This window comes from Marinicellulosiphila megalodicopiae, from assembly GCF_045862395.1.
Classification (GTDB): Bacteria; Pseudomonadota; Gammaproteobacteria; order Pseudomonadales; family Natronospirillaceae; genus Marinicellulosiphila; species Marinicellulosiphila megalodicopiae.
This window is the reverse complement of record NZ_AP023087.1, coordinates 315216-331856: the sequence shown is the minus strand read 5'-3', so window position 1 is coordinate 331856 and position 16641 is coordinate 315216. Positions and strand designations below refer to the sequence as shown.

16 protein-coding genes are annotated in these 16641 nt (G+C 35.2%); 10 read left to right on the top strand and 6 right to left on the bottom strand.

Annotated features, from left to right (window positions below; translation table 11 throughout):
• Together TYM08_RS01380 and TYM08_RS01375 are read left to right on the top strand one after the other, a co-directional pair.
• The gene (locus TYM08_RS01380) at nucleotides 1–1728 is read left to right on the top strand and encodes a hypothetical protein (protein WP_422381188.1); all 1728 of its coding nucleotides are present in this window, start codon (nucleotides 1–3) and stop codon (nucleotides 1726–1728) included.
• 13 nt (nucleotides 1729–1741) lie between these two features.
• Nucleotides 1742–3262, top strand: coding sequence for a hypothetical protein (locus tag TYM08_RS01375; RefSeq protein ID WP_422381187.1), 1521 nt, complete (start codon nucleotides 1742–1744; stop codon nucleotides 3260–3262).
• 103 nt (nucleotides 3263–3365) lie between these two features.
• Here TYM08_RS01375 and TYM08_RS01370 read toward each other — a convergent pair whose 3' ends face one another.
• On the bottom strand, nucleotides 3366–4016 hold the full coding sequence (locus TYM08_RS01370) for a hypothetical protein (protein WP_422381186.1): 651 nt from the start codon (nucleotides 4014–4016) through the stop codon (nucleotides 3366–3368).
• Nucleotides 4017–4293: 277 nt separating this feature from the next.
• Entirely contained in the window at nucleotides 4294–4884 is a 591-nt protein-coding gene (locus TYM08_RS01365; protein WP_422381185.1) for a hypothetical protein, read from the bottom strand.
• A 245-nt stretch (nucleotides 4885–5129) separates the two neighbouring features.
• On the opposite strand from TYM08_RS01365, the gene TYM08_RS01360 reads away from it, so the two are divergent.
• The 3 genes from TYM08_RS01360 (at nucleotide 5130) to TYM08_RS01350 (ending at nucleotide 8254) form a co-directional block, all read left to right on the top strand.
• A complete protein-coding gene (locus tag TYM08_RS01360; RefSeq protein ID WP_422381184.1) occupies nucleotides 5130–6464 on the top strand; it encodes a DEAD/DEAH box helicase in 1335 nt (444 codons plus the stop codon).
• A gap of 108 nt (nucleotides 6465–6572) precedes the next feature.
• A complete protein-coding gene (locus TYM08_RS01355; RefSeq protein ID WP_422381183.1) occupies nucleotides 6573–7151 on the top strand; it encodes a hypothetical protein in 579 nt (192 codons plus the stop codon).
• 440 nt (nucleotides 7152–7591) lie between these two features.
• Entirely contained in the window at nucleotides 7592–8254 is a 663-nt protein-coding gene (locus TYM08_RS01350) for a hypothetical protein (protein ID WP_422381182.1), read from the top strand.
• 193 nt (nucleotides 8255–8447) lie between these two features.
• On the opposite strand, the gene pfkA is transcribed toward TYM08_RS01350, so the two are convergent.
• Entirely contained in the window at nucleotides 8448–9410 is a 963-nt protein-coding gene (gene pfkA / locus TYM08_RS01345; protein WP_422381181.1) for a 6-phosphofructokinase, read from the bottom strand.
• A gap of 193 nt (nucleotides 9411–9603) precedes the next feature.
• A complete protein-coding gene (locus TYM08_RS01340) occupies nucleotides 9604–10422 on the bottom strand; it encodes a hypothetical protein (protein ID WP_422381180.1) in 819 nt (272 codons plus the stop codon).
• Nucleotides 10423–10612: 190 nt separating this feature from the next.
• On the opposite strand from TYM08_RS01340, the gene cysK reads away from it, so the two are divergent.
• From cysK to TYM08_RS01315, 5 genes are all read left to right on the top strand, one after another.
• Nucleotides 10613–11581 carry a cysteine synthase A gene (gene cysK / locus TYM08_RS01335; protein ID WP_422381179.1) on the top strand — a complete coding sequence of 323 codons (969 nt, stop codon included), beginning with the start codon at nucleotides 10613–10615 and terminating at the stop codon, nucleotides 11579–11581.
• Between the two features lie 277 nt (nucleotides 11582–11858).
• Nucleotides 11859–12446: a cob(I)yrinic acid a,c-diamide adenosyltransferase gene (gene cobO / locus TYM08_RS01330; protein WP_422381178.1), complete on the top strand. Its 588-nt coding sequence runs from the start codon at nucleotides 11859–11861 to the stop codon at nucleotides 12444–12446.
• A 210-nt stretch (nucleotides 12447–12656) separates the two neighbouring features.
• Nucleotides 12657–13004: a hypothetical protein gene (locus TYM08_RS01325; protein ID WP_422381177.1), complete on the top strand. Its 348-nt coding sequence runs from the start codon at nucleotides 12657–12659 to the stop codon at nucleotides 13002–13004.
• A 628-nt stretch (nucleotides 13005–13632) separates the two neighbouring features.
• Nucleotides 13633–13770: a hypothetical protein gene (locus tag TYM08_RS01320; RefSeq protein WP_422381176.1), complete on the top strand. Its 138-nt coding sequence runs from the start codon at nucleotides 13633–13635 to the stop codon at nucleotides 13768–13770.
• A 160-nt stretch (nucleotides 13771–13930) separates the two neighbouring features.
• Nucleotides 13931–15025 (top strand): mechanosensitive ion channel family protein, encoded by a 1095-nt coding sequence (locus tag TYM08_RS01315; protein ID WP_422381175.1) that lies wholly within the window; start codon nucleotides 13931–13933, stop codon nucleotides 15023–15025.
• 24 nt (nucleotides 15026–15049) lie between these two features.
• On the opposite strand, the gene TYM08_RS01310 is transcribed toward TYM08_RS01315, so the two are convergent.
• Both TYM08_RS01310 and pnuC read right to left on the bottom strand, forming a co-directional pair.
• Nucleotides 15050–16042 carry an AAA family ATPase gene (locus TYM08_RS01310; RefSeq protein ID WP_422381174.1) on the bottom strand — a complete coding sequence of 331 codons (993 nt, stop codon included), beginning with the start codon at nucleotides 16040–16042 and terminating at the stop codon, nucleotides 15050–15052.
• Nucleotides 16043–16639 carry a nicotinamide riboside transporter PnuC gene (pnuC, locus tag TYM08_RS01305; RefSeq protein ID WP_422381173.1) on the bottom strand — a complete coding sequence of 199 codons (597 nt, stop codon included), beginning with the start codon at nucleotides 16637–16639 and terminating at the stop codon, nucleotides 16043–16045.
• Nucleotides 16640–16641 lie beyond the last annotated feature (2 nt).

Sequence of the window (16641 nt, the reverse complement as noted above, 5' to 3'; positions counted from 1 at the left end):
ATGACAACATTTAAATTTAGCACTCCTTCAATGATTTCGGATTTTGCACCAGGCTCTCAAGAGCAAGCATTACTGGAACAAAACTGGAATATCGCATTAACTGGTTACACAAAAGCTGCCGTAGTTAGCAACCCATGGACAGTGGACAATCAAGCACCATGTTCATGGTATATTGACCCTACTGTTCAAGAATTAGAAACCGTTGCGGTTGAACCTATTTTTTGGACAGCATTTCCAAACCGATTAAAAATATATTTATCTTCAGACGAAAAAAGCCCATATAAATTAGATAATATGCAAGTTTTTGCAATTGGCGATTATGGTAATTTGCCAAAATCTCAACAATTTGAAACTGGCTTGCCTTACATTATTCCAGCACAACGCTGCCCAAGTTTAGATTGGACTCAACCCATTAATGAGTGGAAAGCGTACGACCCAAATGGACCAAGAGGATGGCTTGATGAATACTGCGAATGGGCAGTCACTCGAAATGAAAAAGGCCAAATTACTCGCATTGACTTTACTTGTGAAAATCCTGAATATTGGTACACATTATGGAACGTCAGTCCAGAAAAAGTATTGGAGCTTTATCATCAATTAGTCAGTCCAAATATTAAAATTGAAGATTTATATTTACCTAAAAAAGATGGCTCAGGATTTGTTATTGATCAAGTCACAGGAAGAGAAGCGTACAACCCATTAAATAAATGGAATTGCGGAACCATTGCAACTCCATTGCAAGGTGGTGCGGTGCATTTAACTAGCCCACCCAATACAATTGGTGCTGAAATTATGCTTGCCGCCCAGGCCACCATTTTAAGAGATATCAGCCCTGTTGATTACAATATGCAAACGATGGTTTGCAAAGGCGCTTACGGTCGAGCCTATCGAAATAGTGATCCACATATTGGTTTACAAGCCAATCAGTTAGTTAAAAATTTAGGTGTCATGATCACATTAACTAACCCGCTTGGGTTATATATTCAAGCCCCTGATTTTAGCAGTTATAAAACGCCCGATGGCACTGATCCATCAACTTTTTATAACGTAATAAGGGGAACACGCGCAGGTGAAAATGGTGCAAAGTACGATCAAATTTTACACGCACGATTTGAAGTACCCGAACATCTTGGTTATACAGTCAGTGATATTTTAATTGGCAATACCGTTGCTGGTTCTTCACAAAAACCTGAGCCTATATTATTTGCAGGACAAATTGCTGAAACGTTTCATGTGTGTCTAGCTGGTACAGGATTAAAAGCCCCTGCTGATGCAACCAAACAAACACCGTTACCACCTGTTGCAGATAAAACCTCAGACATGAACGGACAGGGCATAATGTTTATGTCAAATGAAGTGATGTTAGCAATGTTGGACATCAATCCATACCCACCTTTTGTACAATTACCAACACCTATAAAAGCGGGAACTCAATTACAAGATATGGCATTACAAGTTAATTATAATAATGATAATTTTAAAGATGCCATCATATGTTTTTGTAATGAGGATGGCACTGTTGATAATAATATTTCAATTAAGGTGACAGACATTACAACAGCCTCGGGCGTGCCTGCAGGTTCGAGCAGTTCAAGCGACTCACTTTATAACTATATTTTAAATATCAGCGTGTCCTCTAATGCAACTAAAGGATTAAAAGGTGTCACAATTCAAAATCCAAATTGTGCTACTCCCATTGCATTACCTGGCATTTTAAACATAATTTAATAAGGCAAAGACTATGAATAATAAAAAGTTATATACCATTATTTTTTGCATAATTTTTTTAAGTGCATGCAATAAAAAAGAAAAACAAACTACTCAAATAATGAGCGATTCAAGCCCTAAAACTATCGAATCATCAGCCGTTACATTTGATTGTTTAAATGTCCCAAGCATTTCAAGTAATACCCCTGGTGATACTGCCATCACATCTCAAGATGGATTAAACTGTTTTGCCTGGCAAACATTTATTGGGTTAAATTGGGAGGTGGATCCTAAAAAACCAGGACAACCAAATAATAACATTACTGCTAAAGACTTTGGTAAAACGGGAATCACACAAAATGTGGTTTGGGAAACGTACGCAAATTTTAAAGATGTCATGCGCAAAAATGCACAACCGCCAGAACCTTGGGGTACGCCATCTATTTCTCAAAATGCATGTGCGTCACAAGCTACTGAAAAAAATATTCGTTATATGTCGTCGAGCCGAACAAATGGCGATTTCAATTTAGATGCCGATACTGCTCAAGCATTTCCTAGTCAAAATCCAAACTGGTTAGCCGACAAAAATGGTAATGTTGTTTATTACGAAGTTTTAATGGGTGAAGACTCTTATAATTATATTACTAAAAACAAATTATATGATTTAAATCAACAAAAAATTCATTTAGAACTAAATAAAAATATCGTATTACCTCAAGGATATGATGATGGGGCAACGACCGTTCAAGGCGGCTTAGAACTAAAGGCTGCTTGGCTACAAGTTAGTGATCCACAAAACCCAAAATGGTTAAAATACAAACTGACTCAAGCGTATATTTATGATGACAAAACCAATGACTGCACACAAAATTTAATGGCACTAGTTGGATTACACATTATTCATAAAACAGCATCACAGCCACAATGGGTTTGGTCTACTTTTGAACATATTGATAATGTGCCAGACACTCAAGAAATAAAACAAGATGGAACCGTTGATGGAGATTTTACTTTCTATAATAATACCTGCGCAGAAACTAGCATTCCTTCAGGCTGTGCTGCAAAAAAAGTTAATGACCAATTGGTAACTAAAACTTCATGTGATACGAATGTATCACCCGCGTATTATTTAGATGGCACACCAAATTGTCCAGCGTATCCAATTCGAGTTAGTAGAGATTTTCCTATAATTAATACAAACGACAATCACGTTGCTTCAATTAATGATTCCGTTCATCAATTAATTTCACAAGCGAATCCTGATTCAGTATTTAAAAATTACGTGTTAGTGAATGTGCTGTGGTCATCAGCGGCAGTCAATGATAACAAACCTGAAGGTAATCCCCCAGTTACACCATTGTCCACAAGTGGTGAAACGCCATCTTTAACAAGCACTCCGGTTGCTAACACAATGTTAGAATCCTACGCTCAAGGATTCAGCTGTTTGTCATGCCATAAAAATGCATCCATTTCGAAAGAAGCAGGGGCTAACAAAAACTATGCAACGGATTATAGTTTTATATTTGGTGGCGCTCAAAAATCGCCTCATAAATAAACATTAATTAAAAAAACATTAATTAAATAAAAAAAGGCTAACTCACATTGTGAATTAGCCTTTTAATTTATATAAAATTCAAGTTATCGTTTTTAAAAAGCAATTATTTCACCTTAGAAATTGTACTCCTCCATATTCCTAAGCGAAAAGTACCTGCATTAAAATCATCTTCCTTATAAATTTTTTCAATCATTCCTGATGAAACAAACACATTGTTTTCACCTAATATATTAATCATGTCGGACTGACTAAGGCCTTTATTTTTAGCAATAGTTACAATTGTGACATTTTCAGCTATATCAAGTGCTAATTGTATATCTCTATTTTTTTCAATTTTATTTGTCACTAAACAACTATTAAAACCAGATCGAATGGATTCAGTAATGGCATAAATAGCTTGTTCTTCATCACCATTTTTAAAAATATATTTAACACCTTTTCTAATAGAATCACTAAGCGGGCTGGCGACATTCGATTCAGAATTTTTTTCTATTTCATTGATGAAATATTGTTCAGTATCCGATTGAGAAAACCCTTCTTTTTTTAATGCATATCCGTACAGCATATAATCCCATTGCATAAAACAATCAAATACCGCGATTCGTTTTTCTCTTGTTTCGTCTGAGACTGAACTTGTCGATGAGGGTGTCGATGAAGTCGTAGTAGCAGATTTTACAGAAGTCGATTTAGTGCTTGAAGTCGAACACGCAGTGGCAAGTAAACACATTATGGATACAGTTATAATTTTTTTCATCGGTCATTCCTATTTTAAAAAACACGTTATACAGACAAACACGCTCAAAATCAATTTTGAAAAATACATTAGTACGTATAATTTAATGTGTATTGTTGAAACTGGTGAGTATTGTCAGCTTACTGTCTAAATTATTTTAAATTATACATTTGACATACAAATCATGAATCAAAATATTAAAAGTAAATAGATTCAGAATACTCATTTGTCAGTTTTAATAAAATATTAGAAGTGAATAAAAAACCAAGCATCCTTACTTGGTTTTTGATTTTGATATTTATTTAGTTACATTATTCCAAGTAATATCTTTATTGGCAAAGCTATAACTAATACCGAATGAAATGCTGTCGATATAATAAATAGCATCTTCAAATTCAACAATATTTGGATCAAGACTTATTGACGTAAAACGATTAACTCGAGAATAAAAGCTGATTCTTGGTGCTAGAAAATAGTCAACTCTAAAAAAAGGGCCGCCAAGCATTTCAGGATTCGCAGTATCAGTATCATTACTATTCATTTGATATGAAACTGAAGTGCCTAACGAATAAACCAATCCCGTATCCGCCGCTGCATCATAACCAAAAGCATATTGAATAGACGTTCCAATGGTAACGTCCCCTGAATAATAATCACTTAATTTTGATGAATATTTGTATTTACCTAAATTCACCCCAAAAGAAAGTCCATCGGCTACTAAAAAAGAAGTAGATCCATAAAAGCTTGACGATTTATAATCTTCATTACTAGATAAATATCCGTATCCATCTAAAATAAAACCGCCTTTCTCATAATTTTCGCCAATGTTATCTGCCACAGATAACGTGCTGATTGCACTCAAACTTGCTATTAATAATAATTTTTTCATTTTAATTCCCAGTGTTGTATTGATATTTAATGTTAAAAACATCGGCTATTATAGTGATTTTTGATGATATCTCCATGCTTTCAATACCCGAATAGTGTTCTTGCGTTTAAATGAATTTTTTTACTAGATAGAAAGTAATTTTTCACTTAGACAGTCCTTAAATAGAATGCGTAAATTTAATTCAACAAACCCACTAACAAATCAGTTAAAATATCCAGCAATTACCTTTTTGAGCTTTAAATTTAATGACGTCGCCTACTACTCCATCAAATCCATCAAATCCATCAAATATTCCAACCAACTTTACCGACCTGGGTCTTATCGCCCCTCTTTTAGCACGCTTAAATGAATTGGAATACAACACTGCTACCCCCATTCAAGCTCAGGTGATTCCATGTATTTTGGCAGGAAAGGATTTAATTGCTGGTGCAAATACTGGCTCGGGTAAAACCGCCGCTTTTGCTTTGCCTATATTGCAAGCACTTAGCAAACAGTCTGCATCTGGTTTGCATGAAAAAGGCAATTTTGCAGCGGCGTTAATTTTGGTACCCACGCGTGAATTGGCTACTCAGGTGGCAAACAATATTCAATCTTATGCGGCACATTTTAATGGTCAGATTAAAACCAACGCGGTATTTGGTGGTGTATCGGTTAATAAACAAATGCTAACTTTGCGTGGAGGTTGCGATATTTTAGTGGCCACTCCTGGTCGATTGTTAGATTTAATTTCAAGTAACGCAATTAAATTAGATCATGTGCAAACATTAGTATTAGATGAAGCCGACAGAATGTTAAGCCTTGGTTTTACAGACGAGTTAAATGCGTTACTTGCCTTATTGCCTAAACAAAAACAAACGTTATTATTTTCAGCGACGTTTCCTGAAAAAGTACAAACCCTGACTCAATCTTTATTGATTAATCCTGTAGAAATTCAATTACAAGACAAAGATGCCAGCACATTAGTACAACGCGTGTTTACAGTGAATCAAGGTGAAAAAACCACAGTTTTGGCGCACTTAATTAAACAACATAATTTTAGACAGGCATTAATTTTTGTAAACGCAAAACATGGCTGTAATCATTTGGCTGATAAACTTGCAAAACGCGGTATTACCTCACAGGTATTTCATGGCGACAAAACACAAGGCGCGCGAACACAATTATTACAAGGATTTAAAAATGGCGACATTCAAGTATTAATTGCAACAGACATTGCCGCCCGTGGTTTAGATATTGAAAAGTTACCTGTTGTCATTAACTTTGATTTACCAAGAAGTCCTTTAGATTATATGCACCGCATTGGTCGAAGTGGTCGCGCAGGCGAAGTAGGTTTGGCTATTTCATTAATTGATCATGAAGATTATCATCACTTTAGAATCATCGAAAAGAAAAATAAATTCCGATTAGAGCGTGAACAAGTTGAAGGATTTGAGATTGATGAAGCATTAATAAATGTGTTAATCTCCCAAGCATCAAATGATACTAAAGCTACAAACAGGGACAGAAAGAAACAGTCTAAAAAAGAAAGTAATGACACACAAATTAATTCAGATGTTTGGGGTGCACGCTCAGATTCTTGAGTAGCCCTGAATAACTTTACCTTTGAGCATGGACGCTCATATTTTACAAACATACCAACTGGTATTAAATTTTATTAATCAATAACTTATACAAACATAGGAATTCAAATGAAAATCTTAACATCACTTATTTTACTACTTATCTCATCAAACTTTGCTCAAGCCAATGACCCATCTAATATCATTTTTAATGTCGGTGCAGGCGCCTCCCTATTAGATAAAGGCCACGCTAATGAAAATGAATATACTAGCACTGCATTTGCACTAGATCTAAAAGCATTTTTGAAAATTAATTATTTTAGAGTGGGATTAAACATTTTAGCAGGAGGTATGGCTTCAGAAAATATAGAACAAACGCCTACACCTACACACTCTTACTCGCATACTCTTTTAGGGCTTTCACTTGGGGGCACATACTCAATTAACCAAAAAATCACTTTCAATCTTGATTTAATAAAATCTACAACATCGTTAAGCAAAAGTGCAACAAATTGTGTCGACTGTGAACCTGAGTATTATGAACAAGACAAACTTGGACTTACCTTAAGCCCTAGTGTCGTGTATTTAACACCCAAAATTGCTGGACCAGATGCTCAGTGGGGTATTTATCTTCAGCAATACATCAATCTAGATACGGACTCAATTTTTGATATGGCCACAACAGTTGGCTTCGTATTTATACTTTAATTTGTGCCACTGTTTAGCACAACTGTTTAGCACAACTGTTTAGCAGATACTGTTTAGCACATACTCAAATTTTATCGCTACATAAATAGCTTATATCGTGCATTGCAAGAACATATTGCCGATCGAAACCTAAACAGCTACAGATTGTACTGAGTCGATTCAAATTTTAATAATGAAGAGCACAATGAAATACATAAACATCTCAATATTTATTTACACCACTGATATAAACATTACGTTGTAAAGAAAGTATTTTTTATAGATTTTAAAGTTATAAAAATTAACCACATTTATCTATACACAATCATTCATTTATTTTCTCCAATATTCATAAACCAACTATAAAATGAGAATTCTAACACTGTTAATTTGATTTCCAATTGCTACCATGCTGGCACCGTCAAATTTGGCGGCAATTACTTTTCTATGAGGATTCAAAGATGAAACTTTTTATTAAACCACTAATATCAATTTTTTTGGTAGGTTTTTCACTTAATGCATTATCAGCAGTTATATGGAGCGATTGGCTAGACCGTGACAACCAATCAGGAAATGGAGATTACGAGCTTAAACAATATTTTTCACAAAGCGCTATAGGCTGTAGCAACCCGATTGATATTCAAGCAAGAGAAGTGGAAAGTAAAACCAGTTCTGACATATTGTTAAAACCATTAATAATGTCACCAAACTATGGACTGGCTTGTATTAATTCTTGGACACCCAATACACAATGCTTGGATTGGGAAATTAGATTTGCTTGCGAATTTTGGGATTTAGATGAACAGCATTTAATTGGTGAATGGCAAAAAGATCTTTGGGGTGAAGTGAGTGAAGCAGGTTTATACGTTCCACTTTCTCACTCGCTTCAACCTGCAAGATATAGAGAAGCATTTAAATTATACGCAAACGGCACAGCTGAATTCAAAGTACTTGCATCAAATGACGCGCATTATTTTAGTGATGGGCAGTGGAATTTAAAAGGAGATATGCTGGAGATTTCCTATTGGATTAAATATAGAAATGTGACTAGTTATCATTTATATAGAGTAGTGAGCAAGCAAGGTTCTGCTTTAGAACTGGAATTTATTACTCAATATTATTAATTTTTTATTTGATGAAGACGCACCAAAGTTGGATACGATGTTGCGTCTTTTTAAACCTGATTAACTAATTTTGAAATGCTGACTTTCTACCTTAGTGACCTACCTTAGCGACCTACCTTAGTGACCTACCTTAGTGACCTACCTTAGCGACCTACCTTAGCGACCTACCTTAGCGGACAACACTAGCGATAGTCTAAACTAGCGTTTTAGTTAAATTAAATACATTTTCATCAAACTTCTGTGTCATGTTTTCAATTGCATCTATAATATCATGATGAACCAATTGATTAGACTGAATTCCCACACAACGCCCACCGGCTCCATCAATTAAAATCTCAACGGCAAACGCCCCCATTTTGCTTGCTAAAATTCTGTCGAATGCACAGGGTGAACCACCACGTTGTATGTGTCCTAAAATCGTTGCTCGTGTTTCTACACCTGTCTTTAATTCAATTCGTTTTGCTAAGGCTTTTACATCTGTTATGTTTTCAGTAATGGCAATGATGCCATGATTTCTTTTATTGGCTGAATTTAACTGAATCGCATTCAATAACTCTTCTTCATTAAATGTTTTTTCAGGTACGATTGTAAATTGCGCCCCACCTGCAATTGAAGATTGAATGGTAAGGTCTCCGCAATAACGCCCCATAATTTCAACAATGGAAATTCGATGATGGGATGAGCAGGTATCACGTAATCGATCCATGGCATCTAATACTGTATTAATTGCGGTATGAAAACCAAGGGTATAATCAGTTCCTGCTATATCATTATCTATAGTGCCTGGCAAACCAACACAGGCAACCCCCATTTGTGTCAGAGCTTTTGCTCCCATGTACGTTCCATCACCACCAATAACGACCAATGCATCTATTTTGTGTGTCTTTAAATTATCAATAGCGACATGGCGAACTGATTCTTGTTTGAAATCTGGAAAGCGCGCGGTTCCTAAAAATGTTCCACCTCGATTTATTATGTCAGACACATCCTCTTTGTGCAGGGCTATTATGCGATTTTGATGCAATCCTAAATACCCATCTTGTATGCCACACACTTCTAACCCTTTGTTTAATGCCATAAGCACTACTGCACGTATGGCTGCATTCATACCAGGTGCATCTCCTCCGCTGGTTAACACACCTATTTTTTTAATCATGTTAATTCCTGAAAATGTAAAAAACTGACTGCAAAATATCCATTTAATGACTAAAAATCAATGTTCTTAAATAGTTATTTTTTAAATAACATTTGTATGTGTCAACTTCTCTGAAAATGGAGTGTTTAAAAAAAAAGCCAATTTCATTTCTGAATTGACTTTTTATTGTAAACGGTGAAAATTATTCTTTTATTTAAAAGCGATAAGTGCCGATTCCAGGCAAATCGATAGAGCCTGTTTGTAACCCATTAACTTGAAAGTACCAATCTCTTATTGGTTTTAAATCAAATGAAATAGCTTTGGTTTCTAATGTAGCGCAATGATTACGCGAATATTGCAGCGCCCAATCTAATGATGTGTCATTTAATTCGAATTTATTAATCTCTAAAATATAATCATCTGACCCACATGCGCCATTGTGTTCAATTTCAATTGTTACGATATCTTCACTAAATGTGGCAGAGTTGACAGTGATTTTCTGATCTTTCACTACTGCAGTATCTATAAAAACAGCGGGTGCGTCGTTAGAAGATTCGACACTGTCGTCAAGCAACGGACATTCTTCTAGTCCAATAAAAATAGGATTTAATCCTGAGGTGTTCGCCTGACACAAGTTTGGATAGGTTTTATAAATCTGTGGTAAACACCCTTCGCAAGTAATGTCGTTTTCAATTCGAACACAAACTCGCGGGCCTTCATCATTACATGACTCCGCGCTAACAATCGGCTGACAGTTTACTTCTAATTCTGTATAGGGTGTACTGAATCTACCAGATTTATAAACTACATGGCACTTTTGCCCAGACTCTTTAAATATGCTCACATTATATGCACTAAATGCACTAAAATCGTGATCAAAAGAAACCAACTCATTGTCAGTCAAAACAAGTTTTTCGCCTGTTTCGTTTTCAATTAATACTAATTCTTCTTGCAAGCCTTTTACAGCAACATGCAACTGACAGCTCACAAAAAACAGCGCGCTTAAACAAAGGACTAAATAACGCATCAACATATGATCACCTATTAAAACCGATTATGGAACATTTATAACATGACAAATATTACGCACAATAGTGTCAAAATTAAACCAGTTTCATGTTAGATCGCGATGTTCGTTACAAAATAATTCTCAACATTACACTTGCTTCACAAATAGTTACTCGTGATAGACTACAGCAATCTCACAACCCAATAGGAATATTATGAATTACTTCGAAGACAACAGCTTGAGCACAGGTAATACACCGTTAGTTAAATTAAATAAACTGGCACCTGCTGGGAGCACGATTTTATTAAAAATCGAATCTCGCAACCCTGCAAACTCGGTGAAATGTCGAATTGGCGCTAACATGATTTTACAAGCTGAAAAAGATGGAATTTTAACTAAAGGCAAACAATTAGTAGAACCAACATCAGGTAACACAGGCATTGCATTAGCATTTGTTGCTGCTGCTAAAGGTTATCCATTAACCTTAACAATGCCTGCTTCAATGTCATTAGAACGTCGTAAAATTCTAAAAGCATTAGGTGCTAAGTTAGTGCTTACTGAGCCAGCAAAAGGCATGAAAGGCGCATTAGACAAAGCACAAGAAATTGCCGATGCCGATGACAGCTTTGTATTGTTGCAGCAGTTTTCAAACCCAGCCAACCCAGCCATTCACGAACAAACCACAGGTCCAGAAATTTGGAACGACACAGACGGTAAAGTGGATATCTTTATAGCTGGTGTGGGCACAGGCGGCACAATCTCTGGTGTCAGTCGTTATATCAAACACACTCAAGGCAAAAACATCCAAGCGATTGCGGTTGAGCCAAAAGATTCTGCAATTATTCAACAAGCAATGAACGGAGAGGCGATCACACCTGCACCTCATAAGATTCAAGGTATTGGCGCTAACTTCATTCCTGAAAACTTAGATTTGTCAGTAGTTGATCTAACAATGGGCATCGACAACGACGAAGCCATTGCGACTGCACGTGCATTAATGGAAAAAGAAGGTATTTTGGCGGGTATTTCGTCAGGTGCAGCCGTTGCAGCGGCTATTAAAGTAGCAAATGATCCTGCTAACAAAGACAAAGTAATTGTAGTGATCTTGCCAGACAGCGGTGAGCGTTACTTATCCACAATCTTGTTTGATGGTATGTTTACTGAATTAGAAATGGCTCAATAACCCCATATAAAGCAAGACCACACGCCCGTCATCTGATGGGCGTTTTTATTGGCAATATAAAAAATTGGCTATGTTTTAAATTGTTGTTGCAGCATTCAACACATTTTTTACAAACCCCGCAAAGCCATGATAAATAGTACAATACATGCAATATTCGAGTAAGATTTGCTATTGTTAAAAACCATTTAAAATCAAACAGTTACGGTTATAGCAACACAAATGTAAAACATAGCGCTTTACTCCTACTTTCCCACTTATACCAACTTTCGAGATCAACATGGCAAAAACCTACCAACAAAAAATGCAAAACATCAAACAAGCCATCGACAAACGCATTGAAAAAGCCAATATCGAAAAAGGCTTGGTTGTGTTAATAACGGGCGACGGAAAAGGCAAATCAACCTCAGCATTTGGCACAGCAGCAAGAGCAACCGGTCACGGACTAAACGTAAAAGTATGCCAGTTCATTAAAGGCACATGGGCTTGCGGCGAAAGAGACTTACTAGAAGCAGCGGGCGTTGAGTTTTCAGTTATGGCAACCGGCTTCACATGGGACACACAAAACAAAGAAACCGACAAACAAGCCTGTCAAAAAGTATGGCAATTTGCACTTAAAAACCTACAAAATTCAAACGTAGATATGGTGGTATTAGACGAGTTAACCTACATGCTCAACTTTGATTACATCGATCATAACGAAGCCTACCAAGCCATAAAAAACCGCCCAGAAAATCAACACATCGTCATAACAGGGCGTGGCGCAAACGAAGCGTTAATAGAACTTGCAGACACAGTAAGCGAAATCAAAAGCATCAAACACGCCTTTGATAACGGAGTAAAAGCCCAAGTCGGACTGGATTATTAATAAAATAGAATAAAAAATTAGCCGAGGGTCAGATCCATTTTTTAAACACCCAACCAAAACCTATCGCAAAATAGCCGAGGGTCAGATCCATTTTTTCAACAATCCATATTAATCAAAGGCTTTTAGAAAAAATGGATCCGACCCCAGGCTAAAACAACAAACTATAAACAACACACTTAAAACGACCGTTATTTTACAAAGAGGCGCCACATGCAAGCTGAAGATTTAAGATTATTTATACCCAGCCTAAACTTTCAAGAGTCGAGTCGGTTTTATGAAGCATTAGGATTTAACAAAACAGAAGTAAATGATGAGTTGGCGATTTTTGTAAATGGTGGGGTCACGTTTTTTCTGCAAAACCATTTCAATCAAGAATTTGCTCAAAATTTAATGATGCAGTTAATCGTAAAAGACATTCAAGCTGCCTTAAATACTATTCAACAAATCAAAGACATCACATTTAAGTTTGAACCCATTAAACAAGAGCACTGGGGAAAGGTAATTTATCTGTGGGGCCCTGCAGGTGAACTATGGCATATTACTGAGTTAAATTCATAACCATTTCACAAAAAATGATCACAGGTTACGATTAAAACACTGTGATCAAAAAAAGCGAATAACGAATATTATTTTGTCCAAGCGTACTTTTGAAACGGCGCATCAACGAGTGTTTTCACTAAATGATTCGTGTCATTACTGATCACTTTTTGCGACATTCCAAACACAATATTCAATAAATGACTCAACTCATAGCCCAGAGAAAATCCATGAAACATGATTGTCTTTAAAACAAGATTTAATAACTCATTTAAATACTCGTCAATTAACCCAACGCTAAATATTTTTCTTTTTATTCCACGCCTTGACTTAGTTTATTGCTTAAATGTGCTCAATACTAATAGCCAAACGACAGCTATATTCTCAGCCAAATTTCATTTCTAGAACGACATTTATTCCCCTAAAACCCATATCTAACTTCTAATGAATGGCCACGACTTACCAATGATTTTGAAAAACATGCAGTGCTTTTCTGCCGTTAATTCTTTACTGCAAATTTGCTAACGCCTCTCAATACCTCCCTAAATACCTCTCAATACTTCTCAATACTTCTCAATACTTATTTTTTATTTTCAACACAAACTATCGTTTTTAATCCTACACAATCATCTTTCAATAAAGCGGACTAATGAGTGCTCACCCAGAAATGATCGGATCTTTGAAATTGCCTATTTATTCACATCCAATTCAATCGAAATATAATGATGAACACCCAACTGCAATATCGCTGAAGTTATTACATTATTTAATAGGTGTCTTGTTGTAAATCAATAAAACGTTTAGGCATTAATAAATGCTGATTATAAATAGTTTTCTAAAAGACATTATAAAAGATAAACAAAATGATTATGGTTCAAACCTTGCAAACCTATTTACTATTGAGTTAAACAAACCATTGTTTAGAATTACTGCAAGCGAGTGTTTATATGTCTTCCAAACAGTTTGAAGCCTATTTATCCTTACCATTTGCCCCTTTGTTGATTATTGCAGCAACCATGTCTGCTGCATTTTTAATCATGTATTTAATCAAACGCATTATTTTAGGGCGTATTAGTTCGGCGATTATTCGCAGTCGTTTTGAATTAGATACATTATTAGTCAACTCATTGAACCGTCCTACTTATATTTTAATTCTAAGTGTCGAGTTTATAATCCTTAAACATTTATTGATTCACTTTGAATACGACTATATTCAGCTCAATCAATTTATCGACATTGCAATATTGTCGTTAATTGTTATTTGCATCGTTGTATTTATTAATGGTTTTTTAACGGGTTTAGTTAGCAGCTATGCAAAAAAATCTGAAACGTTACGCAGCAGCGAAACCATTGTTAAAGGTGTCACTCGCACAATTATTTTAAGTTTGGGTTTATTAGTTTTACTAGGCACTTTAGGAATTTCTGTCACGCCAATTATTGCCTCCCTTGGTATTACATCCCTTGCAGTGGCATTAGCCTTACAACCCACTTTAGAAAACTTTTTTTCAGGTGTACAGTTAGTGATTGATAAACCCATTCGTGTTGATGACTATATTGAACTTGATTCTGGTGAACAAGGTTTTGTCAAAAAAATTGGTTGGCGCTCAACATGGATTCAAATGCTTCCCAACAATACCGTGATTATCCCTAACAGTAATTTATGTAATGCAAAAATAATCAATTATTTTTATCCCGAAAAAGAATTATCAGTGCCCGTTGAAGTAGGCGTGCATTACGACAGCGATTTAGATCACGTAGAACAAGTCACATTAGAAGTAGCAAGATCCATTTTAATCAGCCACGAATACGGCGTAGACGAATACAACACCTTTATTTTATTTCACACTTTTGATAGTTCAAGCATTAATTTTACGGTGATGTTGCGGGCCAAAGAATATTTTAATCGTTTCTTTTTAAAATCGGCGTTTATAAAAGAATTACACAAACGCTACGCACAAGAAGGTATTGTGATTCCCTATCCTATTCGTGCTATTAATACCACTCAAGAATCTGCGCGGGATGAGGTGGCAAAAAGTAACTAATTTCTAAATTATTTATATTGAATTTTATTTTAAAAATTGATCTAAAACTGACACTGCTTTTGAATGTCGTTGACTATAATCATTAGAGTCCACTACTGTATATTTTAAATCAAAGAATTCTAAAATATATTGTAATTCATTATAAAATTTCTGCCTTTGTTGTTCAGTTTCTTTATACCTTGTACCATCGTTTATCCACTTTGTTTCTGGTGTGAGCAACAAGTATTGATCGGCTTTGTTGATGCTTTTAAAAATGCTAATTAATTCTATAGGAACAAAACCCAATAAAAATTGAGCCCACACAATCGTTTGAATAATATCCGTATCTTCAATAATAATATGACTACCACATAAACTGACTTCTTTTTGAATGGCTAGATGGCATTTTGCAATCTTAACAAAATCATTTTCATTCCAGTCAATTCCTTTTTTATAGAGAAAATCATAATCTCTTCCATATTCATTAACAAAACTTAAATTTTGAGTATTTGCCAAATAATGCGTAAGTGTGGTTTTTCCTGTACTTTGAGGACCAACAATACATACTCTTTTTTGATAATAAGACTTAACCGGTTTGGGAATATAATCCCAATAGTGCTTAGAATTATTTCTTATTTGTGTTGCGCTGATATCAATATGGTTACGATCAATATCTATAATACAGGGTTCAGCATTTAATATTGCGGCTAATTTAATGACGTATTTCTCACTGCCAAATACATCAGTTATATTTTCAAAAATGCGAGTATTAATTTCTTGTTTCCAAATATTCCAAAAATCAGAATCGTCTTTTGGCTCCTGAGGTATATCTTTATGCATATGGATAACAACAGAATTTTTAGGTGCCAATTGTCTCACCCAGCTAGCCCTTAATAATCCATTTATTTCTTCACAATCTCTTGTGCAAACTAATATATACAATTTATCTACAAGATTACTTGCTGTATCAAATAAAAATTTATGCCCGTTATGGCAAGGCATAAATTTCCCAAGCACGAATCCAATTTTAGATTGCATTTATTTTGATTCCATTAATAATTTTTTTCTCCATGTAAAAAATCCTATACTTGCCATAATCAAAAATACAAAATACAAAGCTGAAGTAGGATACAAACCTTTAATCGCAAATAATGCAATTGCCAACACATCTACAGTAATCCATAAATACCAATTTTCTATAAATCGTTTTGCTAATAATATTTGTGCAGTCACACTTAAGGCCGCTATTGCTGCATCCCAGTACACGTAAGATGCTTCAGTGTAAGCGTCTAACATTAAACTCCATATTAACCAACCCACAACAGTACACATTGCGTAAATTGAAATTAAACGATGATTTAATTTTTCAACAACAATTTCGCCTGCGTATTTATTTGATTGACGCCAATTATATAAACCATAAATTTGCATCACAAAAAAGAAGATCTGCAAAACAGAGTCACTATACAGCTGATAATCATAAAATATTTTACAATATAAAAGCACCATTACTAAACCAAATGGATAATTCCATATTGAACGCTTAATAATGAGCAATACATTAATAAATCCACAAATTACTGCAATTATTTCAATGGGCGTGTTTCCAATCATTTGCATTATAAAGTTGATCATTT

Coding starts and splice junctions, on each gene's coding strand:
- TYM08_RS01380 (WP_422381188.1), top strand. CDS start 1: ATGACAACATTTAAATTTAGCACTCCTTCAATGATTTCGGATTTTGCA.
- TYM08_RS01375 (WP_422381187.1), top strand. CDS start 1,742: ATGAATAATAAAAAGTTATATACCATTATTTTTTGCATAATTTTTTTA.
- TYM08_RS01370 (WP_422381186.1), bottom strand. CDS start 4,016: ATGAAAAAAATTATAACTGTATCCATAATGTGTTTACTTGCCACTGCG.
- TYM08_RS01365 (WP_422381185.1), bottom strand. CDS start 4,884: ATGAAAAAATTATTATTAATAGCAAGTTTGAGTGCAATCAGCACGTTA.
- TYM08_RS01360 (WP_422381184.1), top strand. CDS start 5,130: ATGACGTCGCCTACTACTCCATCAAATCCATCAAATCCATCAAATATT.
- TYM08_RS01355 (WP_422381183.1), top strand. CDS start 6,573: ATGAAAATCTTAACATCACTTATTTTACTACTTATCTCATCAAACTTT.
- TYM08_RS01350 (WP_422381182.1), top strand. CDS start 7,592: ATGAAACTTTTTATTAAACCACTAATATCAATTTTTTTGGTAGGTTTT.
- pfkA (WP_422381181.1), bottom strand. CDS start 9,410: ATGATTAAAAAAATAGGTGTGTTAACCAGCGGAGGAGATGCACCTGGT.
- TYM08_RS01340 (WP_422381180.1), bottom strand. CDS start 10,422: ATGTTGATGCGTTATTTAGTCCTTTGTTTAAGCGCGCTGTTTTTTGTG.
- cysK (WP_422381179.1), top strand. CDS start 10,613: ATGAATTACTTCGAAGACAACAGCTTGAGCACAGGTAATACACCGTTA.
- cobO (WP_422381178.1), top strand. CDS start 11,859: ATGGCAAAAACCTACCAACAAAAAATGCAAAACATCAAACAAGCCATC.
- TYM08_RS01325 (WP_422381177.1), top strand. CDS start 12,657: ATGCAAGCTGAAGATTTAAGATTATTTATACCCAGCCTAAACTTTCAA.
- TYM08_RS01320 (WP_422381176.1), top strand. CDS start 13,633: ATGAGTGCTCACCCAGAAATGATCGGATCTTTGAAATTGCCTATTTAT.
- TYM08_RS01315 (WP_422381175.1), top strand. CDS start 13,931: ATGTCTTCCAAACAGTTTGAAGCCTATTTATCCTTACCATTTGCCCCT.
- TYM08_RS01310 (WP_422381174.1), bottom strand. CDS start 16,042: ATGCAATCTAAAATTGGATTCGTGCTTGGGAAATTTATGCCTTGCCAT.
- pnuC (WP_422381173.1), bottom strand. CDS start 16,639: ATGATCAACTTTATAATGCAAATGATTGGAAACACGCCCATTGAAATA.